The organism is Candidatus Methylomirabilota bacterium (assembly GCA_036001065.1).
GTDB lineage: Bacteria > Methylomirabilota > Methylomirabilia > Rokubacteriales > CSP1-6 > MNEF01.
Genome location: DASYUQ010000055.1, coordinates 1 through 21,017, shown reverse-complemented (window position 1 = coordinate 21,017; position 21,017 = coordinate 1). Strand labels below are relative to the sequence as shown.

24 protein-coding genes, 1 tRNA gene, 1 other RNA gene and 1 riboswitch are annotated in these 21,017 nt (G+C 68.6%); of the genes, 11 read left to right on the top strand and 15 right to left on the bottom strand.

From position 1 onward, the window contains the following. Window positions 1-66: 66 nt before the first annotated feature. The 4 genes from VGV13_04890 (at window position 67) to VGV13_04875 (ending at window position 3,096) form a co-directional block, all read left to right on the top strand. The gene (locus tag VGV13_04890) at window positions 67-735 is read left to right on the top strand and encodes a DUF1614 domain-containing protein (GenBank protein HEV8640414.1); all 669 of its coding nucleotides are present in this window, start codon (window positions 67-69) and stop codon (window positions 733-735) included. Between the two features lie 39 nt (window positions 736-774). Then, entirely contained in the window at window positions 775-1,308 is a 534-nt protein-coding gene (locus tag VGV13_04885; GenBank protein HEV8640413.1) for a Rid family hydrolase, read from the top strand. 478 nt (window positions 1,309-1,786) lie between these two features. Further along, the gene (locus VGV13_04880; GenBank protein ID HEV8640412.1) at window positions 1,787-2,821 is read left to right on the top strand and encodes a rod shape-determining protein; all 1,035 of its coding nucleotides are present in this window, start codon (window positions 1,787-1,789) and stop codon (window positions 2,819-2,821) included. Then, window positions 2,818-3,096, top strand: coding sequence for a hypothetical protein (locus VGV13_04875; protein ID HEV8640411.1), 279 nt, complete (start codon window positions 2,818-2,820; stop codon window positions 3,094-3,096). Before VGV13_04880 ends, VGV13_04875 begins: the two co-directional genes overlap by 4 nt. 143 nt (window positions 3,097-3,239) lie before the next feature. Here VGV13_04875 and VGV13_04870 read toward each other — a convergent pair whose 3' ends face one another. The 3 genes from VGV13_04870 to VGV13_04860 all read right to left on the bottom strand — a co-directional run bounded on the left by VGV13_04870 (window position 3,240) and on the right by VGV13_04860 (window position 4,735). Then, window positions 3,240-3,731 carry a hypothetical protein gene (locus tag VGV13_04870; GenBank protein HEV8640410.1) on the bottom strand — a complete coding sequence of 164 codons (492 nt, stop codon included), beginning with the start codon at window positions 3,729-3,731 and terminating at the stop codon, window positions 3,240-3,242. Between the two features lie 58 nt (window positions 3,732-3,789). Continuing rightward, a complete protein-coding gene (locus VGV13_04865; GenBank protein ID HEV8640409.1) occupies window positions 3,790-3,969 on the bottom strand; it encodes a hypothetical protein in 180 nt (59 codons plus the stop codon). A 160-nt stretch (window positions 3,970-4,129) separates the two neighbouring features. Beyond that, on the bottom strand, window positions 4,130-4,735 hold the full coding sequence (locus VGV13_04860) for a hypothetical protein (GenBank protein HEV8640408.1): 606 nt from the start codon (window positions 4,733-4,735) through the stop codon (window positions 4,130-4,132). A 547-nt stretch (window positions 4,736-5,282) separates the two neighbouring features. On the opposite strand from VGV13_04860, the gene VGV13_04855 reads away from it, so the two are divergent. Beyond that, window positions 5,283-5,948 carry a hypothetical protein gene (locus VGV13_04855; GenBank protein ID HEV8640407.1) on the top strand — a complete coding sequence of 222 codons (666 nt, stop codon included), beginning with the start codon at window positions 5,283-5,285 and terminating at the stop codon, window positions 5,946-5,948. Between the two features lie 305 nt (window positions 5,949-6,253). After that, entirely contained in the window at window positions 6,254-6,832 is a 579-nt protein-coding gene (locus VGV13_04850) for a hypothetical protein (protein ID HEV8640406.1), read from the top strand. A 34-nt stretch (window positions 6,833-6,866) separates the two neighbouring features. Here the strand turns inward: VGV13_04850 and VGV13_04845 are convergent, their stop codons facing one another. Then, window positions 6,867-7,103 (bottom strand): hypothetical protein, encoded by a 237-nt coding sequence (locus tag VGV13_04845; protein ID HEV8640405.1) that lies wholly within the window; start codon window positions 7,101-7,103, stop codon window positions 6,867-6,869. Between the two features lie 248 nt (window positions 7,104-7,351). Next, window positions 7,352-7,434: riboswitch (cyclic di-GMP riboswitch) on the top strand. A 59-nt stretch (window positions 7,435-7,493) separates the two neighbouring features. Here VGV13_04845 and VGV13_04840 point away from each other — a divergent pair. From VGV13_04840 to VGV13_04825, 4 genes are all read left to right on the top strand, one after another. Continuing rightward, window positions 7,494-8,237 (top strand): hypothetical protein, encoded by a 744-nt coding sequence (locus VGV13_04840; GenBank protein HEV8640404.1) that lies wholly within the window; start codon window positions 7,494-7,496, stop codon window positions 8,235-8,237. A gap of 26 nt (window positions 8,238-8,263) precedes the next feature. Then, a complete protein-coding gene (locus VGV13_04835; GenBank protein ID HEV8640403.1) occupies window positions 8,264-8,431 on the top strand; it encodes a hypothetical protein in 168 nt (55 codons plus the stop codon). A 71-nt stretch (window positions 8,432-8,502) separates the two neighbouring features. Beyond that, window positions 8,503-9,063 carry a lytic transglycosylase domain-containing protein gene (locus tag VGV13_04830; GenBank protein HEV8640402.1) on the top strand — a complete coding sequence of 187 codons (561 nt, stop codon included), beginning with the start codon at window positions 8,503-8,505 and terminating at the stop codon, window positions 9,061-9,063. Between the two features lie 163 nt (window positions 9,064-9,226). Continuing rightward, window positions 9,227-9,697 carry a hypothetical protein gene (locus VGV13_04825; GenBank protein HEV8640401.1) on the top strand — a complete coding sequence of 157 codons (471 nt, stop codon included), beginning with the start codon at window positions 9,227-9,229 and terminating at the stop codon, window positions 9,695-9,697. 63 nt (window positions 9,698-9,760) lie between these two features. Here the strand turns inward: VGV13_04825 and VGV13_04820 are convergent, their stop codons facing one another. Further along, window positions 9,761-10,549: a phosphatase PAP2 family protein gene (locus tag VGV13_04820; GenBank protein ID HEV8640400.1), complete on the bottom strand. Its 789-nt coding sequence runs from the start codon at window positions 10,547-10,549 to the stop codon at window positions 9,761-9,763. Between the two features lie 254 nt (window positions 10,550-10,803). On the opposite strand from VGV13_04820, the gene VGV13_04815 reads away from it, so the two are divergent. Next, window positions 10,804-11,727: an alpha/beta fold hydrolase gene (locus VGV13_04815; protein ID HEV8640399.1), complete on the top strand. Its 924-nt coding sequence runs from the start codon at window positions 10,804-10,806 to the stop codon at window positions 11,725-11,727. A 100-nt stretch (window positions 11,728-11,827) separates the two neighbouring features. Here the strand turns inward: VGV13_04815 and VGV13_04810 are convergent, their stop codons facing one another. From VGV13_04810 to VGV13_04765, 10 genes are all read right to left on the bottom strand, one after another. Further along, on the bottom strand, window positions 11,828-12,181 hold the full coding sequence (locus VGV13_04810; GenBank protein HEV8640398.1) for a hypothetical protein: 354 nt from the start codon (window positions 12,179-12,181) through the stop codon (window positions 11,828-11,830). A 53-nt stretch (window positions 12,182-12,234) separates the two neighbouring features. Continuing rightward, window positions 12,235-12,623: RNase P RNA component class A (rnpB, locus tag VGV13_04805), an RNA gene on the bottom strand. A 66-nt stretch (window positions 12,624-12,689) separates the two neighbouring features. Next, window positions 12,690-13,142, bottom strand: a complete 453-nt coding sequence (rnhA, locus tag VGV13_04800) for a ribonuclease HI (protein HEV8640397.1) — start codon at window positions 13,140-13,142, stop codon at window positions 12,690-12,692. Window positions 13,143-13,301: 159 nt separating this feature from the next. Beyond that, window positions 13,302-14,012: a C4-type zinc ribbon domain-containing protein gene (locus VGV13_04795; protein HEV8640396.1), complete on the bottom strand. Its 711-nt coding sequence runs from the start codon at window positions 14,010-14,012 to the stop codon at window positions 13,302-13,304. A gap of 136 nt (window positions 14,013-14,148) precedes the next feature. After that, window positions 14,149-14,223: transfer RNA gene (locus tag VGV13_04790), tRNA-Met, on the bottom strand. A 30-nt stretch (window positions 14,224-14,253) separates the two neighbouring features. Further along, window positions 14,254-16,080, bottom strand: a complete 1,827-nt coding sequence (gene rpoD, locus VGV13_04785) for an RNA polymerase sigma factor RpoD (GenBank protein ID HEV8640395.1) — start codon at window positions 16,078-16,080, stop codon at window positions 14,254-14,256. Then, a complete protein-coding gene (gene dnaG / locus VGV13_04780; protein ID HEV8640394.1) occupies window positions 16,073-17,947 on the bottom strand; it encodes a DNA primase in 1,875 nt (624 codons plus the stop codon). Before dnaG ends, rpoD begins: the two co-directional genes overlap by 8 nt. A gap of 25 nt (window positions 17,948-17,972) precedes the next feature. Next, window positions 17,973-20,360, bottom strand: a complete 2,388-nt coding sequence (locus VGV13_04775) for an endonuclease MutS2 (protein HEV8640393.1) — start codon at window positions 20,358-20,360, stop codon at window positions 17,973-17,975. Between the two features lie 69 nt (window positions 20,361-20,429). After that, complete coding sequence (rpsU, locus tag VGV13_04770; GenBank protein ID HEV8640392.1) at window positions 20,430-20,624, bottom strand: 30S ribosomal protein S21; 195 nt, start codon at window positions 20,622-20,624, stop codon at window positions 20,430-20,432. 102 nt (window positions 20,625-20,726) lie between these two features. Next, window positions 20,727-21,017 (bottom strand): sodium/proton-translocating pyrophosphatase (locus VGV13_04765; GenBank protein ID HEV8640391.1); only part of this gene is annotated, 291 nt, incomplete at its 5' end.

Sequence of the window (21,017 nt, the reverse complement as noted above, 5' to 3'; positions counted from 1 at the left end):
CGGGACTAATCTCGCCCCACCCTGGGGCTGGCCTGCACTGGACCGGGATTCGCCGGGAGGCCGCATGTGATCTTGCCGCTGGCGCTGCCGTTTCTCTTCCTCGCCTTTCTGGGGCTCCTGGCCCTGCTGGTCTTCATGGTCGAGGTGCGCATCCTCGCCTACGCCTATCACAAGATCGGAGTGCGACCCCGGTACATGCTGCTCGTGCTGCTGCTGTCGCTCCTCGGCAGCTACGTGAACATCCCGCTTTACGCGGTCCCGGTTCAGCGTCTGAACCCTCCGCAGGAGATCACGATGTTCGGCCGAACGTACCTCGCGCCGCCGCAGCTCGAGAGCGGCACGACGGTCGTCGCCATCAACCTCGGAGGAGCGCTCCTGCCTCTCCTGTTGTCGGTCTATCTGTTCCTGCGCTTCAACCTGCGCTTCCGAATGCTCGTCGGCGTGGCGATCGTGGCCGCCGTCGTCCACAGTCTGGCGCAGGTCGTGCCGGGCGTGGGCATCGTGGTGCCGATGTTCGTCCCTCCGCTGACCGCCGCCGCGGTGAGCCTGGTGCTGGCGTTCCGGCGAGCCCCGCCGGTGGCGTATGTCTCGGGGTCGATGGGGGCGCTGGTCGGTGCCGACCTCCTGAACCTCGGAAAGATCACGGAACTGGGCGCCCCCTTCATCGCCATCGGCGGCGCCGGCACGTTCGACGGCGTCTTTCTGACCGGCATCATCGCGGGACTGCTCGTATGAAAGGTTGGACCGCTGGGACGACGAGAGAGGAGAGACACGATGAGCGAGAGAAGCCTCCGCCACACCTGCGTCGTTGGCATGATGGCCCTCGGTCTCGCCGCGCCGGCGCTCTGGCCGGCGCCGGCGGCGGCTCAGAACCAGCACATGGAGGTGATCCACCACCCGAACTACGACCGGACGGTGTTCATGCCGTTCGTCCCCGCCCTCAAGATCAAGAGCGGAAAGATCCTCTGGCTCTCGGGGACAACCGCTTTGCCCGTGTATCACCACCACCCGCACCGGCGCGAGGAGATCGGCAAGTACTTCGTGAACGACCTCGAGACCCAGACCCGAATGGCCATGGAGGGGATCAAGCAGACCCTCGAAGCGGCGGGGGCGACGTTCAAAGACGTGGTGCACGTCTTCGTCTTCCGCGCCCGGCCCCGGATCGGCGACATCGGCAAGGCCAGCGCGGTCATCAACTCGTACTTCGCGCCCTACAACCACAAGCCGACCTCGACCAACCTCGCCGTCGTGGAGCTCGGCGAGCCCGAGCAACTGATCGAGATCCAGATGGTCGCGGTGGTCGATTAGTCCAGCGGGCGGCTCCGGCGGTCGGCGCCGGGCCGGGGCCGGGCCGGGGCCGGACCGGTGAAACGCCGATCGGGCTCCCCGTCGCGATCTTCGTCTCCTTTGCCGCCCCCCGGCTCTCCCCGAGCGAGGCCGGGGACACTCCTGAACCGGCGGCGGACAGTTGCCGCACCGAGTCCCGGGTCGCGGGCCTCCCCCGAGCCCGGCAGGGCCGGCGGGCCGGCTCTCGGGGCCCAGGATCGGCGGCCCGGGCCAGGGTCGTCGCCCTGCTCGATCCGGGTCGGGGTCGGCTTTCCCTGGGCGTCGGAGGGCGCCTGCCGCCGCTGGTGTCCGACGAACGTCACGCTGTCATCTGTCGATCACTCACGCGTAAATTGTGGGAACGTGGTGCTCTTTTGAATCGGGCGCTTTCGATGACCGGCCGGGGGTGGCGCGGATGTTGCTGACCGGCGGTAAAGCTAACCCACGGGGAGGCGTAGTGATGCTCGCCAGCCAGCTACTCGGGATGTTCTCGACCGACCTAGCGATCGACCTCGGGACGGCCAACACCCTAGTGTTCGTGCGGGGCGCTGGGATCGTCCTCAACGAACCCTCCATCGTCGCGATGCGTCAGACGGACCACGCCGTGATCGCGGTGGGGCGCGAGGCCAAGGCCATGCTCGGCCGGACGCCGGGGTACATCCTGGCCATCCGGCCCTTGAAGGACGGGGTCATCGCCGACTTCGACGTCACGGAGAAGATGCTGAAGTACTTCATCTCGAAGACGCGCCGGGGGGCCCGGGCGCTCGGCCGACCCCGGGTCGTCATCGGGGTCCCGTCAGGCATCACCCAGGTGGAGAAGCGGGCGGTCCGGGACTCGGCTCTCCAGGCCGGGGCTCGGGAGGTGTACCTCATCGAGGAGCCGACGGCCGCGGCGATCGGGGCCGGCCTGCCGATTCACGAGCCCGGCGGCAACCTGATCGTCGACATCGGCGGTGGGACGACCGAGGTGGCCGTCATCTCGCTGTCGGGCACCGTGTACTGCAACTCGGTCCGGATCGCCGGCGACGAGATGGACGAGGCGATCGTCCAGTTCATCAAGAAGCACTACAACCTCCTGGTGGGCGAGCGCCGCGCGGAGGAGATCAAGATCGCACTCGGCTCGGCCTATCCGGTCGGCGGCGAACGACGCACCATGGACGTCAAGGGCCGCGACCTCATCGACGGGATCCCGAAGACGATCGTCATCACGGATGATGAGATCCGGGAGGCGCTGCGCGAGCCGGTGATGACCATCGTGGAGACGGTCCGCACCTGCCTGGAGCGGACGCCGCCGGAACTCGCCGCCGACATCATCGAGAAGGGCGTGGTGCTGACGGGCGGGGGCGCCCTCCTGCGGGGCTTGGATCGGCTGTTGCAGCAGGAAACGCATCTGCCGGTGATGGTGGCCGATGATCCGCTCTCGTGTGTGGCGCTGGGGACCGGGAAGGCCCTCGATGACATCGAGCTCTTGAAGAAGGTCGCTATTCCGGCGTGAACGGGGCGCGCAGCCTGGATGTGATGGGTGAGGGTCGCGACTGCCTCCTCATCATCGTCTCCCGGCGCGAGTCCTTCCTGTGCACCCATCTCCGGCAGATCTTCGAGGAAAACGCGCACGTCGAGATCGTCCTCGACCGCCGCCAGGGCGAGCGAGCCTCGCCGAGGGTGGTCCCGGCGGTCGAACGAGATCGGCGCGAGCACGACGTCGACGCGTCGCTGCGCGCGCTCGGTTGGGCGATCGTGACGCGCCGAACTCCCGTCCCGCAGGGGTAGCCCAACTTCCGCAGTTGGGAGAACTCCGGAAGTTGGGCTAGTGCCGTTCCAACTATTCGCGCCTAGGAAGGCACCGTGTACGTCGTTCGTGGACAGATTTAGTATCAACAAGTTGGAACGGCACTAGGCGGGCGGCCAACCACCTAGCGCGATTCGCGGGAGGTCTGGCGCCGGTAATTCATGAGGTCCTGCAGGACGATCGCCCAGCCCAGCGCCCGGAGCTGGTTGTTGACGTCGAAGCGCCCACGCCGATCGCCGCGGCGCCGGTCGGGGGTCTGGGATCCCTGACGCTGGCGCCGCTCCCCGCTCCGGCGATCGAGGATGATCCGGACCGTGCTGTTGCCGGAGAAGGCTCGCTTGGCGTACTCGTAGAGCTTCGTGCGGTTGTGGGCGACGATGAACAGGTTTCGCGCGATCTCGCGCTCGGCCTCCTGTCGGCTCGGCGTCGCCTCCTTGTCGCTGGTCCCGCGAACGAGTCCGCGGAGCGGGCCCGACGGCGCCAACTCGAAAAACCGGGAGAGCGAGGTCCAGGTCTTGCTCCCGCAAGCGGGGCATGTCGATACGCCGATCTCGAAACATTCGTCGCAATCGAGGCACATCGCCAGCCGTCGCAGGGGCAGATGGACGCGCGGCATGAGCCTTCGTGCGCGGCCGATCATCGACGGCGGACCTGGATGGCCACCAACGACGTGGTCAGCGCGGCGTGCCGACTTGGTCGGCGTCGGCGGTGATGCCGATCCGCCAGGGGTGTTCAGGACGGGGATCGGTCGAAGTCCGGGGGCGCGAGGCGGCCCTTTCGCGTTTGAGGTCGCGCCCGATCAGGGCGGCGACGAACAGGAGCGCAGTGACCAGCGCCAGTCCGAGCATCTTCATCGCTTCCACACCTCGGAGGCATAGCGCGTGCCAGCCCCCGGAAGGCACTAACTGCGTGGGGATAAGGGCCGAGACGAGACCCGGGAGTGGCAAAACTGGCAGGAATCTTCCTGTCACCGTGGCACGCTGGTGCCTCGCCTGAACGACATCACGCGCGCGCTCAACGGATCGGCTGGGCGGTCGTGGGGGCGCTCGCAGGTGTGCCGGGGGGGACCGCGGAGCGGGCGCCGGCCGAGGGGAGCCCATCGGCTTCGATCGCCAGAATCCGGCGGTAACTGATGGCGGTCTGCTGCTCACCGGTCTCGAGAACGAGGCCGTCGTCCGTCGCCCGGACCAGACTCCCGGGGATGGGCGCGGTCGCATTCCTGACCGACACGAGCACGCGCTGGCCCATGTGGAGTTCCGCCTCGTCCTTCCAGAGCTGGTGGACCAGGTCAGCCATCTCGTTGAACTCCTGGATCACGCCCATCCCCGGCACCCGCACTTGCTCGTCGGGACCGGTGACGGGAACGTGCGTAGCCATCTGACTGACGGCTCGAATTAGCTCGGCCACGCGCGTCATGAGCACCCTGAAGATGTAGAAACCCAGCAGGGCCACGGCCAGGGCCAACCCGAGCCCGATCTCGTACTCGACCATGTTGATGGCCTTGAGCGCGTAGAGGCTGTAGGCGAAGACCAACAGCGGCAGGACCGAGATCAGCGCGAACACCACCGAGGCGGCTTGCTGCAGTGTGAGCTTCCCGGGCCGGGGTTCGGGCGCCGGCATCTGAACTCCTCCGGATCTGTTGATCAGCCTGACCACTGGAAGGGACCGATACATATTCCCTGGCGCACGATCACATCACCGGTGCCGCGAGGCTCGGCAGCGGCCCGTGCCCGATCCGCCGCGGTGGCCGGCCGCGTGCGCGCAGCGAGCCGTTCCGCGCTGAACAGAGCGACGAGGATTGCGCCGGTGGATATCACGCCTCGGGTTCCGCATCCGCATTTACTCGGCGCCCGCCCGGTGGGCGGCGAGCCCCGAATCTCGCATGACAGCAACAATCGGACCACGGCGCGCGCTGACCAGCTACGTGAGCGAATATCCCCGCGGCCCTTGGGATCTCGTCCAATTGCTTCCAATCCCGCTGGCCACCGAGTCGCTCGTCCAAAAGGAGTTCCTCCCGGGGACGGCAGCTTTCTGTGTCAGCGTGTCCATTCGTGCCGGGCGCGCACGACATCGCGGTGGCGGTGGTGACCGGCTCGGGCATCGGCGCATTGCCCGCCAGGCGGGGCCGTGAGATCATTCGAACGCCTGGGGACCTCAGAACTGAGCCGTGAGCCCAAGAGACGATCCGTCGAATTCGGCCGCATACCTGTTCATCGTGGCGCGTGATCGGCCCGATGTCCTCCGCGCCGCCCAGGACCGCTTCGCCGATGACGAAACGATTCTGATCCTGGCCGATCGGCGGCAGGGAGAGCGCCGGCAGCGCGCCCATCCGTACGAGCCGGACCGGCGCCGGAATGATCGTCGCCGTCCCCTGAAGTTCTGGGAGGATCTGAACGCCCGCCCCTGCCTCGTGGTTCCTGCACAGCCGCAGACCGCGGGAGGTGGACCGACGCGTGAACGCTCCGACGCTCCTGGCAGCGGAGAGGGGCCAGACACGGATGCGGACATTGGAGGAGTTGAGGCTCAGCGGCGGCTCGATCGGTGGAGGCACGAGGGCCAGCGTCTGCTGGGCGAGGTCATTCCGAGGCTGCTCGACGAGCATGAGCGGATGCGAACGAGAGCCGAAGCGGCCGCCCAAGAATGTCAAAAACTCCGGGTGGACCTCGCCGCCCTGGGCCAGGCGATCGGCGTGCTCCGCGCAGAGAACGAAGCGCTGCACGCGCAGCGGGCCGTCCTCGGGGGGAGCCTGGAAGAGCTGAAACGACTCCTGGAGCCCGTTGCTCGCGCCCTTCAAGGCCTTGAAGACAAGGCGCGCTGGCTACGCAGCGCCTGAGCTGTTCGCGCGCTGACACCCCTCGTCACGGCTTGAGCCGCGCTGTCACGCACGAGCGGCACCCACCGGCGCCGACTTACCTCTAAGTCCTGGACTCACCGCCCCTTTCAGGACTGGCACCGCTTGTGCTCATTGCCAGATCCCCGGGCGCCATCACCATGCTCAGCCTTCTCCGTGGACTCGGTGAGTTGAACTGGCCGAGCCGCCAGATCTCGCGTCTCCGTGCTGCCCTCGCAACCGGACCCCGCGTGTCCTGGCCCGGTCTGCCCCCTTGGGGGGGCGTCTCGATGTCCAGGCGGCTGTTGGTGTTGAACGCGCTCCTCCTGGCGGCCGCCCTTGCCTTCGCGGTCTATATCGCGCGGCAGCTCATGACGCCCATCGAGGCGTCCGCCCCTCGCCAGATACCGGTGGCGGTGTCGCGGCTCGCCACGACCACCGTCGTGGCCCGACGGGAGTCGATGAGCGGGTACGAGGGCATCGCCCGCCACAATCTCTTCAGCCCGAGCCGGACGGAGACGTTGCAGAATCCGACCGCCGGGGTCCTGTCGTTCCCGCGCCCATACCTCTACGGGATCGTCCTCACCAAGACCGCGCGAGTTGCCTACTTCGAGGATCCAGTCACCAGGCGGCTGGCGGGGTATCGCGTCGGGGATGCGCTGATCGGTGGAACTCTACAGAGGATCGATGCCGATCGTGTCGTGATCACTCGGCCAGACGGCCCGGTGGACGTCCGCCTGCGGGATCCGGGGAAGCCCCGTTCCGCGGGTCTGGCGACCGCACCCCCGGCCGGCGCGCCGGGCCCGCCCCTGGCGATGCCTCCCCTTCACTCTCCGATGCCGTCCTCGGCGCCCAGCGGCCCGCCCCAGTTCGTGACACCCCAGTAGGCATTGCGGCGCGCCCTCTGTCATTGAGGCGCCGTCAAGGCGTATACCGTCTGATGAGCGCGTAGCCGAGCCGGTCGAGCTCGTGGCTGAGGTCCCGGGCCCGCCGTTCGCCACGGCGGCGGTCCTCCTCGTAGGGAATTGGGCGCTGCCGGCGCTGGCCGACTCGGCGATCGAAGACGATCTCCACCGCCTCTTCCCCGGCGAACGCGGTCCTGAGGTACTCGTAACGCTTCGGTTCCGCTCGAGACACGACGAACAGAAGACGGCTCATTTCCCCTCCTGTCAGATCGCTCACCATCATCCCACCTGCCAGGCTGCATCTCATTTTCCGAACAGCACGCGACGGGAGCACAGGCCTGAGTCGTGGCGGGGCTGGCCTGGTCAAGGAAGCCCGGGGAGGAACAGACCACTGCCGGTAAGGTTTTGATCATCTCCCCCGGGTCCTCCTCGGACAAATGCCACAGAATCACGGGCTTACCAGCCTGGCCCACTCGTTGCTCTGTTCCCAGGTAGACCTCTTTCCGACAAGGGCAAACCAGCCGCGAGGCTGGGACGCAAAGCCGCGGGTCAGGGCTCGAGGCCCTGACGGCCGGGCTGCCGAAGGAAGAGGGGCGGGTCGAACCCTGCTCCTCGGGGGAGAGGCACGAAGGAGGGCAGGGTCATGAAGACCGTCGACGTGCGCTGGCTCGGCATCTCCGTCCGAGTACTTCTCGTCCTGTCGGTCGCGCTGGTGATGAGCGCAGGCTGGGCCGCAGCTCAAGACGCGACCCTGTATGAGCTCACGGAGAACATGAAGCTCACACGCGGGAAGATCGTCCAGCGCGTGGCGACCTCGGCGTTGGTGGGTTTTGCGAAGGTCGGCACGCCGCTGTGTCCGTCAGCCGCGGCGACGGCGGCGAAGGGAACGTGCTGGATCAACGCCGTTGGGTCCAACCGCGTGAGCGGAACGACCGGACTCGGGATATTTGACGGGGACTTCACCGTAGTCGTCCAGGGCGACAACCCGGTGGATGGTCCCGAGCTGGTGGTGATGAAGGGCCGCTTCAGCGGCCAGATGGACTTCGCGCCGGCCCTCCTCCACAACCTCCCCTACGGCACCGTGGAAGGCGACTTCGTCGTCGGGCACAGCGGAAGGAAGATCCCGTTCGCCGGCGTGTTCCGCTTGCCGGTGCTGGGGAGTTTTCCGGTGGCGGTGGGGGTCGACACCGTCAGCGGCGTGCCCGTCACCCGGACCCTCCGGCAGCTCTTCTGCCCATTGACGCCGAGCCCGAATCCGAACCTGGGAGGTCCGGACATCGCCTACGTGGACACCACCGATGGCGCACCCAATGGGAAGTGCATCGATGTGCTTCCGACTGAGTTCGGTTTGGGCTGGCCCACGGTGAGATTCGACATCACGTTCTAGCCAGAGGCTCGACAGGAGGTTGGCAGATGTCCTGGAAGCACGGCAGACGCTGGCTGATCACCGCCGTCCTCGTCATCATGCCGTTCGGTGGGGCGGTTCTCCTGCTGTACGTGGCGGGGCGGCTCGCGATCGGCAAGCGGCGCCGGCGAGGGACCACGGCAGAAGCCGATCCCGGAGCGCCTCTGTGGACGTGACACGCAGGGCACGAAGAGGCCGCCGGAGTCGCCTTCCCCGGGAGCACCTGCTCGGCCTGGGGATGCTCCTAGTGGCGGTGATTCCCGGGTACATGGTGTCCCTATCTGGCTCCGCGGATGAGACGCCTCCGGTCGAGTGCGCTGCGGTCAATCCTCCCGCCCGGCTCCAGAGCATGCGCGCCATGGGGATCGATTGCCATATCAAGGACGTCGCCACTCGTTACGGGGTCGCGGAGGATCTGATTGCCGCGATCATCGAGGTCGAATCCAGCTTCGACCCGCGGGCCGTCTCCCGCCGAGGAGCCCGCGGGCTGATGCAGCTCATGCCTGCGACCGCGGCACTGCTCGGGGTGGGCGATCCCTTCGATCCGCGGGAGAACATCGAGGCCGGCGTGCGACATCTTCGCGCGCTGATGGACCAGTTCGACAACGATCTGCCACTCGTCCTCGCCGCCTACAATGCGGGCGCGCAAGCGGTGATCCAATACCGCGGGATTCCGCCCTATCCCCAAACGCGCCAGTACGTGAGCCGCATCCTGCGGCAGCTCAACCGTGATGGGACCAAGACGATTCGTTCCGAGCCGGGCTCGCGTTTCAGAGCCGACCACTCGGTGCCCACCCGAGCCTTGTGAGCAGGGGAGAATCCAGAAGCCCCTTTCGGTCGGTGAGCGTACTTCCGCGGCGTCCCCCCTTTCTCCGGTAACCATAATTTCAAGGCGACGGGGCCCCTTGACGTCCTGCGACCGTGTGCTTAGACTCCGGTCACCGCGGCACGAATCAATGAACGCGACTGACATGTCTCGGCTGCTCCCCGCCGGTCTCCTGGCCGAGATCCTGGCCTGGACAACGCTCGCGTCGTTCGTCCTGCTGCTCCTCATGATCCTCGCCCACCGGCTCAACCCGCAGACCGGCGTCTCCGGTCGCGACGTCAAGCACGCCGGTGCGCGCCGCTCGAGCGCGGTGGCAAGGGCCGCCGGGGTTGGCCCGTCCGTCGACCGCGCCTCCTCGCGCGGCGCGTCGACCGACCGGCGGCCAATTCGGTTTCTGATCGTCGTCTCACGAAGTGATCCGGCGCGGCACGCGGAACTCACGCGCGTCTTCCTCCGCGCCGAGAACACCGAGGTGATCTTCGACCGGCGGCACGGCGATCGGCGCTCGCTTCGCATGCGAATTTCCGTCGATCGCCGGCGGGCCGACCGTCGTCAGCGGCCTACCGAGGAGGACCTCCGCACAACCGGCTGGGCACTCTTGCGGCTGCCTGCCTAGCCGCCGCGCCCTGCGCAGTTGCTCGGTGTGCCGAGTCCCGCCGTCTCTGCGGCTATGGGCGGATCAGGTGATGGGATGGGACGAGTCACTGAAGGCACCGCGTGGGTGGGACTCGACAACTAGCACCACCAAATTCACCCAGACGGCCCCCAGCGCCAGCCCGCCCACGACATCGCTCAGCCAATGGGCGTTCAGGACCACCCGTGCAGAGCCCGCGAGTGCGGCGACGAGCAGCGCCCCCGCGTAGAGCGAGAGCCGCCTGAGCCGGGTCACACGGCGCCCGAGCAGCCACGCCAGCAGGCCGCAGGCCACGAGGGCGACGAAGGCATGCCCACTGGGGAACCCGTAGCTGCTCAGCGACCACGGAGCATGCGCTCGCGGGCGCGGGATGCCGAACATAACTTTGAGGAGCCCGCTGAAGAACCAGCCTCCCCCGGTCCCGAGGACGAAGACCAGGATGTCGCGATAACGCTTGGCTATGAGGAGCGCCAGCGCTGCCGCGCTGACAGCGACGACCAGGCCTTCGCCAGTTGCACGGCTCAGGGCCGATGCGATGGTGTGGATTGTCGGATCGGAGCCGATGGTGGCCACTGCCTCGTAGACCTTATGGTCGAGTCGAAGGATCATTTCCTGGTCCTCGACCAGGAGGACATCTTCGGCCACAGCCGCGAACATCGCGGCGGGCACGAGCGCTGGGACGAGGTAGCGCGCGCGGCCCGAGAGAGCCCTCCGCACGTGGGCCGCGGCCCTCGAACGGTGATCGAATGGTGCCCAGAGGGCGAGCACCGCGAGCAGGCCGGCGAGGGCCGCCAAGACGGCCTTCGGAATGTCGTCGATGACGTGGGCAGCCACCGCTAACTCGCCAGCCTCCCCCCAGAGCATAAGGAGAGCCGGTCGCGAATCATAGATTTTTCCGGACCCCGGACGCAATCGGACGCAGCAATATTGGCGACAGCGTCGCCTCCTTGACACGGGACGGATCGCGGCGTTGGCCTAACTCCTCGTAACACCGTCTCTCGAGGTCTGGCATACGGATTGCGGTGGTGGCTCGAGCGGTCCCGCCGCACCGAAAGCGACGAGCGGCGTGACTGCATCGCGAGCAAAAAGTGATCAGGATCGAGGAAACCAGGACGCAGATCGTCCGCCGTTCCGTCCGAGTGGACGGGCGCCAGGTATCCTATCTGACGGTGGCGGATCCGACGGCAGAAGAACCGATACTTCTGATTCATGGATCCGGAGTGAGTGCGCGCTACTGGACAGAGCAGCTCCGGGGCTTGGCGAGAACGCTGCGGGTCCTGGCTCTGGACCTGCCTGGACATGGCGAGTCTGATCCGATCGCGGACTCGAGCGTCGAGGCGTACGCCGATGTCGTCGCCGAGTTCCTGGCCGTGCTCGGCACGGGTCCCGTTTTCGTCGCCGGGCACTCATTGGGTGGCGCAGTCGCCCTGGCGTTTGCCGCCCGGCGAGCACACGCGGTCAGAGGCCTTATCCTCCTCTCGAGCTGCGCGAAGCTTTCCCGGACCAATAGCTGGACAGAAAACATGCTTTCCTATCTGCCGGGGCCGCTCCGAAAGATCCTCTTCTTCATGATGGCGAAGAAGATGCTGTTCGCGCCGGGGGCGTCGGACCTGGCGGTTCGGCTGGGGATGCAAGAGCTCGTCGCCTGCCGAGCGGAGACTATCCTGAAGGACCTGCAGGCTGCGAAAGCCATGGACTTGACGGAGCAGGCGAGCGGACTCGATGTTCCCGCCCTCATCATGTGCGGGAGCCGAGACAAGGTCACTCCTCCCGTGCTCTCTGAGCGCCTGCATGAGTTGATCCGACGATCCCGGCTCGACATCATCGAGCGGACCGGACACATGGTCCTTCTGGAGGCCCCCGAGCGAGTCAACCGGGCCATCCTGGACTTCATTGGCTCGCTGGGGGTCCAGCGCGAGGCGGCGTTGTCGCAGCGGTTTCGCGAGGCCCCCATGCGGTCGCTACTTCGTAGCCTTCGAGACCGCGCGCGAGCGCTGTTTCGCTGCCGATAGCCGCTCGCGTCCTCAGCGGGGCAGGCGTGGGCAGAGGCTCCCGTCAGGTATCACGGCGACAGCCGGCTCCGCCCGACGGCCTGGTCCTCACGCGCGTGTCTCACTGGCTCGCGTAGCCACGCGTGCGCAGGCAACTCGCGTACGCCGTGCGGTACTGCTCGTTCTGCTTGCGATTCTCATCGATGCCATAGAGGGTTCCACCGCCCGCGCCGAGGATGCCGCCGATCGCGGCGCCCTTGCCGGCACCCTTCTCACCTCCAGCGATCGCGCCGCCCAGCGCGCCGACTGCGGTGCCGCCCACGGCCCCAATCCCGGCGTCCTTTGCGACGTCCACGACCTTGTCGCGCTGCTCCCGCTGCGGACCGGCCTGCCGTGCCGCGTACTCGTCGCCATGCCACCGACTGGCGAAGAGGCTCCAGCCACCGAGAAGAGGGGGTTGAGAGGGCAGGATCACGGACGGCGATGGGAGGTCTGAATCCCAGATCCGCTTGACGAAGGAAGAAGAAGCGCCAGAGAAGGCCTGTAAGCCGGGTTCTGTGCCCTGAGCGGTTTCCCGGCCCAGGGCGACGGTCATTTCTCTAGGGCGCCGGTTGCCCGACGCCTCCAGCGGCCTGACCCGAGAGCGCGGGCGGGCCACCCGATTGCTCTCCTATTCGGCCTTGCTCCGGGTGGGGTTTGCCGAGCCGGCGCGGTCACCCGCGCCGCTGGTGAGCTCTTACCTCACCGTTTCACCCTTACCGGTCCCCACCTCTCGGTAGCTGAAGGACCGGCGGTCTGCTTTCTGTGGCACTGTCCGTGGGGTTCCCCCCCCTGGGCGTTACCCAGCACCCTGCCCTGCGGAGCCCGGACTTTCCTCCCGTCGCGTCACCGCGACCGGCGACCATCCGGCCTTCTCTGGCGCGAGCCTCAGTATACGCGCCGGCACGCCCTGATGGCGAGCCGGGCCGCCCGGTCGAGCCGGGTCAGGATGTGGACTTCGTGAGAGAGGCAATGGCCTGGCGCGCCAGGCGGTCGACGCGGTCGTTCAGCGCGTCGCCGCTGTGACCGGCCACTTTCACCCAGACGACGTCGTGGCGTCGGGTCTGCGCGAGCAGGCGCTCCCAGAGATCGCGGTTGACGACGGGTTTCTTGTCGGCACCGATCCAGCCGTTCCGCTCCCAGCGTTCCCACCAGCGGTCGCGGAAGCAGTTGACGAGGTAGGCGCTGTCGGTGTGCAGGCGCACGCGCCGGCGGCCGGGAATCGCGGCGAGCCCCTCGATGGCGGCGGTGAGCTCCATGCGCTGGTTGGTCGTGGCGGGCTCGGCGCCCGAGACGATGCGCTCCTCGTCGCCGTCGGTGATGACGGCCGCCCAGCCCCCGGGGCCGGGGTTGCCGGCGCACGCGCCGTCGGTGTAGACGACGACCTCGCCCTCCAAGGACGGCAGGCTCCCGCGCGGAGAGGACGTTTCGGACGCAGGCGTCGCCCGCGCCACGCTTGGGGAGGTTCGGCGAGGCCCCCTCTGACTAGGGATCTTGGAGGGGGCCGTCGGGCCCCTCCAAAGGGGATGGGGGGCGAAGCCCCCCTCCGAGGATCATCAGGCAGATTCCTGCCAGAAGAGGAAGCGGCCGCAGCTCTCGCAGTGGAGGAGATCCTGCGCCGCCCGCAGCTCCTGGACCGCCTGCGGCCGGATGCCGACGCGACAGCCACCGCACACGGCGGCGCTCGTCACGGCGGCGATGGCCAGGCCGCCGCGCGCCTTGAGGATGCGCTCGTAGTCGCCCAGCACGCCGCGCGGCAGTTCGCGTGCCAGCGAGGCCCGCTCCCCCCGCACGCCTTCCAGCTCCTGCTCGGCGGCCGCCAGCTTCTGGCGGATGACCGCTTCGTCACGCCGCGCTTGCTCCTCGCGCGTCCGGTGGCGGGCCTCCGCCTCGCGGATCTCGAGGGCGAGGCTCTCCTGCCGCTCCATCAGCGCCAGGATCTCCTCCTCGGTCCGCGCCTTCAGGGCCTTGATGTTCTCGATCTCGGCCAGGACGGCGGAGTACTCGGTATTGGTCTTCACCTCGTAGAGCCGCGCCTCCGACTTCGCGCGCTTGACGCCGATGTCGTCGAGGTCCTTTTCCTTCGCCCGCAGCTCCTTCCTGGTGGTGTCCAGCCGTGCCTTGATGGCGTCCACCGCCTTCTTGGCTTCGACCAGCGAGGCCTGGAGCGCTTCGATCTGCTTGGGGAGACGGGCCACTTCGGCTTCGAGGCCCGCGATGCGGGCGTCGTATTCCTGGAGGTGGATCAGCGTCTGCAGCTCGGACACGTCGTCTCCATGACATGACTGAGGAGCGATGCCACCGGCGCCGGGGCCAGGCCACCTGCGACTCGACGCGGGCAGGCGGCGCTCGCGTGGGCCAAACCACCCACGATTCGACTCGGGCTCGCGGCCCTCGCTCCAATGGTGGGCCCACCTGGACTCGAACCAGGAACCGACCGGGTATGAACCGGTTGCTCTAGCGTTGAGCTATGGGCCCGAGAAGTTCCTCGAGATCGCTCAATGTACATCACGACTCCAGGAAGCTCCGGAGTTTTTTCGACCGCGAGGGATGCCGCAGCTTGCGAAGGGCCTTGGCCTCGATCTGGCGGATGCGCTCGCGGGTGACGGCGAAGTCCTGGCCGACCTCCTCCAGCGTGTGCTCGCAGCCGTCCGAGAGCCCGAACCGCAGCCGGAGGACCTTCTCCTCGCGCGGCGTGAGCGTGTTCAGGACCTTGTTGGTCTGCTCGCGGAGGCTGAGGCTGATGATCGACTCGACCGGCGAGACCACCTGCTTGTCCTCGATGAAGTCGCCCAGGTGGCTGTCCTCCTCCTCGCCGATGGGCGTCTCCAGGGAGATGGGCTCCTGCGCGATCTTGAGGACCTTGCGCACCTTGTCGACGGGGACCTCCATCTTCGTCGCAATCTCCTCGGGGGTCGGCTCGCGCCCCAGTTCCTGGACGAGCTGGCGGGACGTCCGGATGAGCTTGTTGATGGTCTCGATCATGTGCACGGGGATGCGGATCGTGCGCGCCTGATCGGCGATGGCGCGGGTGATTGCCTGGCGGATCCACCAGGTCGCGTAGGTCGAGAACTTGTAGCCCCGGCGGTACTCGAACTTGTCCACGGCCTTCATGAGGCCGATGTTGCCCTCCTGGATCAGGTCGAGGAACTGCAGGCCACGGTTCGTGTACTTCTTGGCGATCGAGATGACCAACCTGAGGTTGGCCTCCACCATCTCCTTCTTGGCCTGAGCGGCCTTCTGCTGACCTTGCTTGATGATGGCCATGACGCGCTTGATCTCGTCGGCCCTGGCGTTGGCGCGCGCCTCGGCGGCCTTGATCTCCTGCTGAGCGACCCAGATCTGCTGCTGCTTGAGGGTGGGGAACTTCTTGGCGGCCTTCAGGTGGAGATCGCTGTTGGCGCCGTTGGTGGCCGGCTCGCGGAACGAGACAAACAGTAGGTTCTGCCGCTCCTCCTTCGACTTGCTGTTCCCGTTGGTCCACAGATCGATCACCCGCTCGGCCCGCTCGATGTCTTCGACCAGGTCGCGCAGCCGCTGCACGAGCCCCCGGCGCGCGGGATCGGGGTCCTCGCGGTCGATGATCTGGTTGCCGATGTTCAGCGTGCGGAGCTTCTCCAGAACCCGGCGCTGCAGCCCTTGCGCCCGGCCCTCCAGCTTCTTCCAGGCCGGCTCCCGGCCTTTGGCCGTCTTCTTGCCGGGCGACTTGGCCCGCAGCTTCTTGGCCTGCTCCACCAGCTTGTCGCGCTCGCGGAGGAGCCGATCGACCCCGCCGAAGGCGTTGATCACCTGGCGCGTCAGCTCCAGCTCTTTCTCTTCGGTGAACTCCTCTTCGTTGACGTCGACGACCTCCTTGACGGAGACGTCGGCCCGGCGGAGGTGCTCGCGCAGCTCGCGGAACCGCTCGAGCGCCAGATTGGTGCTGAGGATCGCGTTGGCGATCTGGTTCTTGCCTTCCTCGATGCGCTTAGCCAGCGCGATCTCGCCCTCGCGCGTGAGCAGCGCGACGCGGCCCATCTCGCGCAGGTAGAGCCGGACGGGGTCCTCGGTCCGGCCGACCGGGCCGGGTGTGAGGTCGATCGGCTCGGGCCCCTCCTCGTCCGGCTCCTCAGCCGGAACCCCGCGCTGGACCTCGGAGGGCAGGCGCGCCGCCTTGGCGGAATCGACCACCTCGATGTCCATCGCGCCGAACATCATCATGATGTCGTCGAGCTGGTCGAGCGACACGATGTCCGACGGAAGGGCGTCGTTCACCTCGTCGTAGGTGAGGAAGCCCTTCTGCTTACCCATCGAGATGAGGCGGTCGAGCTCCTCGATCTTTGGTTCTTCACTCATGCGTCTGAGCTCCTTGGGGACCCTCGGGTCCCGGGTGGTGCGGCGGGGCGACGCCGAGCGTGCTGGCGTGCACCTCGCGCCCCTCGCGGTCGAGCAGGCGGAGGTCCTCGACGAGCGGGGGTTGCCCGGCGTCGGCGGACTGCGCCTCGGCGATGCGCCGACTGACCTCGCGAATGCGCCGGAGGCGTTGGGCCAGCTCGAGGCGCCGCCGGAAATCGGCGATGCTCGCCTGGAGATCGCTCCCGGCATGCGCGTCCTCCTCGACGAGGAGCGCAGCCAGCAGGCTACGGGCCGCGTCGTCGAGGTCGGTCGTGAGGCTTTCGGCGGGCACGTCGGGGCGGGCCTTGAGCGCGGCGACGATGGCGCGCAGCGCCTCGCCGCCCAGCTCGCTCTCCTCGATCAGCGACAGCAACGCCGGGCGCGCCGCGTCGTGGTGCAGCAGGAGGCGGACGAGGGCGCGATCCTCGGCGCGCCCGGCCGACGTGGGCGCGGGCCGCGGGGTCGGGCCCGGCTTGCGCAGGGCGGACTGTAGCCGCTGGGCCTCGATCCAGAGCTGGGTCGGGTCCACGCGCAGCTTGGCGGCGGCCTCGCGCGAGAGCGTCACGGCTTCCTCCGCGTCGCCCACCTTGGCCAGCATCAGGGCGACGCGGGCGAACGCCGTCGCGCGGGCCCGCGCCCCGGTGGTCCCGTCGGGATCGGCGATGGCGCGATCGAGCGCGTAGCCGAGCAGGCTCCGCGCGGCTTCGATCCGCGCGGTCAGGGCGGCGGCGCCGTGCTCGCGCAGGAAGGTGTCGGGGTCGTGGCCCGGCGGCAGGAGGGCGACCTTCAACCGGAAGGGAGCGCCCGTCTCGAACACGCCCGTGCGGTTCACCGACCAAGCCAGGCCGTCGCCGCTCGGCTCCAGCAGCTCGGCGGCGCGCTCCGCCGCCTTCTGGCCGGCCGCGTCGGCGTCGAAGAAGGTCACGACCTCCTCGCAGTACCGCCGCAGAGTGCCGAGCTGAGCGGGGGTGAACGCCGTGCCCAGAGCGGCGACGGTCTCGGTGAAGCCGTGCTGGTGCGCCATCAGGCAGTCGACGTACCCCTCGACGAGGAGCGCGCGGTTGCGCTCACGCATCGTCCCCCGCGCCAGATCGATGGCGTAGAGGAGGTTGCCTTTCGTGTAGATGGGCGTCTCCGGGGAGTTGAGGTACTTGGGCTGCTCATCGCCGAAGGCGCGGCCGCCGAACGCGACGACGCGACCCTGGACGTCGCGGATGGCGAAGATCAAGCGCCCCCGGAAGCGGTCGTAGAAGCTGCCGCCCCCCGGCCGGGACAGCACCAGGCCCGCCGTCTCCAGCCCCTCGGCGGCGACGCGCTCGGCGCGCATGAAGGCGAGCAGCGCATCCCAGCCCTCCGGCGCATAGCCGAGCCCGAAGCGCCGGGCGACCTCGGGGTCGATGCCGCGCTTGGCGAGGTAGTCCCGGGCGCGCTCGCCGCCGGGCTTCCCCAGGGCGTCCGCGTAGAATCGTGCCGCCAGCTCCACGATCTTGAACAGCTCTTCCCGCCCGGAGTCCGCGGGCGAGGTGGCGCGCTCTTCGGGCAGCGCCACGCCCGCGGTCTTCGCCAGCGCGCGTACGGCCTCGGGGAACGAGAGCCGGTCCTGACGCATGAGGAAGCTAAAGGCGTCGCCGCCCACGCCGCAGCCGAAGCAGTGGAAGATGCCCTTCCTCGGGTTGACCATGAACGAGGGCGTCTTCTCGGCGTGGAACGGGCACAGCCCCTTCCAGTTGGTCCCCGCCTTCCTGAGATTCACGAACCGGCCGATGAGGTCGACGAGATCGACGCTGGCGCGGATGTCGTCGAGCAGCGTGGGCGAGTAGCCAGCCATCAACCCATCTCCCAGCCGGTGGTCGTCAAGCGCCCACCTTGAGCGCGGCGACGGTGGCCCCCGCACCGCCCTCAGACGGCTCCCCGTCGCGATAGGACTCGACCAGGGGGTGGCCCGCGAGGAGATCGCGGACCGTCTTCCTCAGCGCGCCGGTGCCCTTACCGTGGATGAGGCGGACCGTCGGCAGCCCCGCCATGAACGCGTCGTCGAGATACTGCTCCACCAGATCGCGCGCCTCGTCGGTGGTGCGCCCCAGCAGGTGCAGCTCGGACCCCACGCCCGTCTTCTGGGGCAGCCGGATCGTCCCCCGGATGGCGGCGATGGAGGCGCCCGCCGCGCGATCGGCGTCCGGGGCGGGAGCCTGCGCCGGGCGGAGGGCACCCAGGGGCACCCGCAGGGTCACCATGCCGGCGCGCACGGTGGCCGTCTCGCCGGCGATGGCGATGAGCTCCCCGCGCAGGCCGAGGTGCTCGGCCGTGACGGTCGCCCCCGGCGCCAGCGCCTCGGTGACGCCGGCGGCCGGGCTCACGTGTGGCGCGATGCGCGCAGCCGCCTGGCTGATCCGCTGGCGGCTCTGCTCGAGGTCGCGCCGCGTCCGCTCGGAGCGCTTGAGCCGCTCCCACTCGGCGGCGACGGCGCGCCGGATGTCGGCGAGCAGCTGGATCGCCTCCGCCCGGGCGCGCGCGATGAGATCCTGCGACTGACGTTGCGCGGCCCCCTCGGCTTCGCGGGCGGCGGCCAGGCGCGCCGCCGCCTCCTGCTCCCGGCCCTCGATGGCGCGTACCCGTTCCGCCTCGGAGCGGGTGTGCTCGTCGAGCCGGGCGAGCAACTCGCTGAGCCGGGCGGCGTGCTCGGCGCGGTGCTCCTGGGCCCGGGCGATGAGATCGGGGGCCAACCCCAGGTGGGCCGCGATGGTGAGGGCCAGGCTCTGACCGGGGCGGTCGTAGCGGAGTCGGTACGTCGGCGCCAGCGTCGCCGTGTCGAACTCGACGGAGGCGTTGCGGGCGCGGGGATGTGTGCTCGCGAAGGCCTTGAGGGGCTCGAGGTGCGTGGTCGCCATGACCAGCGCGCCCCGCTCGGCCAGCGCCTCGACGATGGCCTGCGCCAGCGCCGCCCCCTCGTCGGGATCGGTCCCGGCCCCCAGTTCGTCGAGGAGCACCAGCGACCGGTCGTCGGCCTCGTCGAGAATCTCGCGCACCTGCTTGACGAAGGCCGAGAAGGTGGAGAGGTTCTCGGCGACGCTCTGGTCGTCGCCGATGATGGCGTGGACGCGGGTGAAGACCGGCAGCCGCGAGCCTTCCTCGGCAGGGAGATGGCAGCCGCACTGGGCCATGAGGGCGTGCAGCGCCAGGGTCTTGAGGGCGATGGTCTTGCCGCCGGCGTTGGGGCCGGTGATGACGACGGCGGGCCGGTCGGCGGTCAGGTCCAGGTCGACGGGAACGACGGGCCGCTCGGGCCTGTCCCAGCTCTGGGCCAGCAGCAGCGGGTGGCGCGCGCCTCGCAACGCCACGCGCCGCTCGGAATCGACGACGGGAGCGCTCGCGGCCATCCGTTCGGCCAGGTGGGCGCGGGCGAAGATCCAGTCGAGCTCCCCGACGGCGTCCACCAGCACGTCGAGGTCGGCCAGGCGCGCGCGGATCGCGTCGGTCAGCTCGGCCAGGATCCGCGCCGTCTCTGCCTCTTCCTCGCGCGCGAGCTGCACGAGATCGTTATTGGCCTCCACCGCCTCGGCGGGCTCGACGAACAGCGTCTGACCGCTCTGCGAGCGGTCGTGGACGATGCCCCGCACCCGCGTGCGGGCCTCGGCGCGCACGGGCAGGACGTACCGGCCATGGCGCATGGTGACGTAGCGGTCGGCGAAGAGGCGGTCGGCGTCGCTGCCCTGGAACGCCCGCTCCAGGTCGGCCACGATGCGCCGCCGCCGCTCGCGGACCTCGCGGCGGAGGTGCCGCAGGCGCGGGCTGGCGTCGTCGGTCACCGATCCGTCCTCGGCCAGCGCGCGGCGGAGGGCTTCGCTCAGGTCAGCGACCCGGGGCAGGGTCTCCGCCAGCGTCGCGATCGCCGGCGCCAGGGGCCGGATGCCGCGCCCGTAGGCGACGAGCCGGGGGCCCGCGTCGAGCGCGGGGACGAGGAGCGCCAGCTCGGTGCCGTCCAGGACGCTGCCGGTGATGCGACAGCGCTCCAGGATGGGACGGATGTCGGGGAAGGTGTCCAATGCAGGGGCGCCCGCCTCGGCGAGCGCCAGGCGCGCCTGCCGCGTCGCTTCGATTGCTGATTGGATCGCCGGGAGATCAACGAGCGGCTCGACCGTCAACGCCCGCTCCCGGCCCATTGCGGTGTGCGCCTGCTGCGCCAAGAGGGCGCGAACGGCGTCCCACTCGATGCCCCGCCCCCAGATTCGGCCTGCCTCCATCCCTCGCCTCATTCGCTCCCATCCACACTCACGGGAGTGCCGGCGCCCGAGTCAGGAGTGCTGGCGTGTCTAATCGGACATCCGCTCGCGCCGCTTCGCCTTCTTGCGCGCTGCTAGCGCCTTCCGCTTCCTGCGGACGCTGGGTTTTTCGTAGTGCTGGCGCTTTTTGAATTCGGACAGGAGCCCGGCCTTCTCGCACTGCTTCTTGAAGCGTTTGAGGGCGCTCTCGAAGGACTCGTCGGGCTCGATGATGACCTTGGTCACGCAGTTCCCCTCCCCCCTGCCGCCACGCGGAATCGCTCCCCTGGGGATAAACGACAACTATATACCATGTACCCCCAGGGCTGGCAAACCGCCGCCCTGGTTTCAGCGAAACAGCGGCGCGCAGACCAGGGACACGACCGACATCAGCTTGATCAGGATGTTCATCGACGGCCCCGAGGTGTCCTTGAAGGGGTCCCCCACGGTGTCGCCGACCACGGCCGCCCGGTGGGCGTCCGAGCCCTTGCCGCCCAGGTTCCCCTCCTCGATGAACTTCTTGGCGTTGTCCCAGGCCCCCCCGGCGTTCGCCATCATGAGCGCGAGGAACACGCCCACCAGGGTGGCCCCGGCGAGGAACCCGCCGAGGGCCTCCTTGCCCAGGACGAAGCCGACCAG

Coding starts and splice junctions, on each gene's coding strand:
- VGV13_04840 (HEV8640404.1), top strand. CDS start 7,494: ATGAAGACCGTCGACGTGCGCTGGCTCGGCATCTCCGTCCGAGTACTT.
- VGV13_04845 (HEV8640405.1), bottom strand. CDS start 7,103: ATGAGCCGTCTTCTGTTCGTCGTGTCTCGAGCGGAACCGAAGCGTTAC.
- rpoD (HEV8640395.1), bottom strand. CDS start 16,080: ATGAGTGAAGAACCAAAGATCGAGGAGCTCGACCGCCTCATCTCGATG.
- dnaG (HEV8640394.1), bottom strand. CDS start 17,947: ATGGCTGGCTACTCGCCCACGCTGCTCGACGACATCCGCGCCAGCGTC.
- VGV13_04880 (HEV8640412.1), top strand. CDS start 1,787: ATGCTCGCCAGCCAGCTACTCGGGATGTTCTCGACCGACCTAGCGATC.
- VGV13_04775 (HEV8640393.1), bottom strand. CDS start 20,360: ATGGAGGCAGGCCGAATCTGGGGGCGGGGCATCGAGTGGGACGCCGTT.
- VGV13_04860 (HEV8640408.1), bottom strand. CDS start 4,735: ATGCCGGCGCCCGAACCCCGGCCCGGGAAGCTCACACTGCAGCAAGCC.
- VGV13_04885 (HEV8640413.1), top strand. CDS start 775: ATGAGCGAGAGAAGCCTCCGCCACACCTGCGTCGTTGGCATGATGGCC.
- VGV13_04825 (HEV8640401.1), top strand. CDS start 9,227: ATGTCTCGGCTGCTCCCCGCCGGTCTCCTGGCCGAGATCCTGGCCTGG.
- VGV13_04835 (HEV8640403.1), top strand. CDS start 8,264: ATGTCCTGGAAGCACGGCAGACGCTGGCTGATCACCGCCGTCCTCGTC.
- VGV13_04870 (HEV8640410.1), bottom strand. CDS start 3,731: ATGCCGCGCGTCCATCTGCCCCTGCGACGGCTGGCGATGTGCCTCGAT.
- VGV13_04865 (HEV8640409.1), bottom strand. CDS start 3,969: ATGAAGATGCTCGGACTGGCGCTGGTCACTGCGCTCCTGTTCGTCGCC.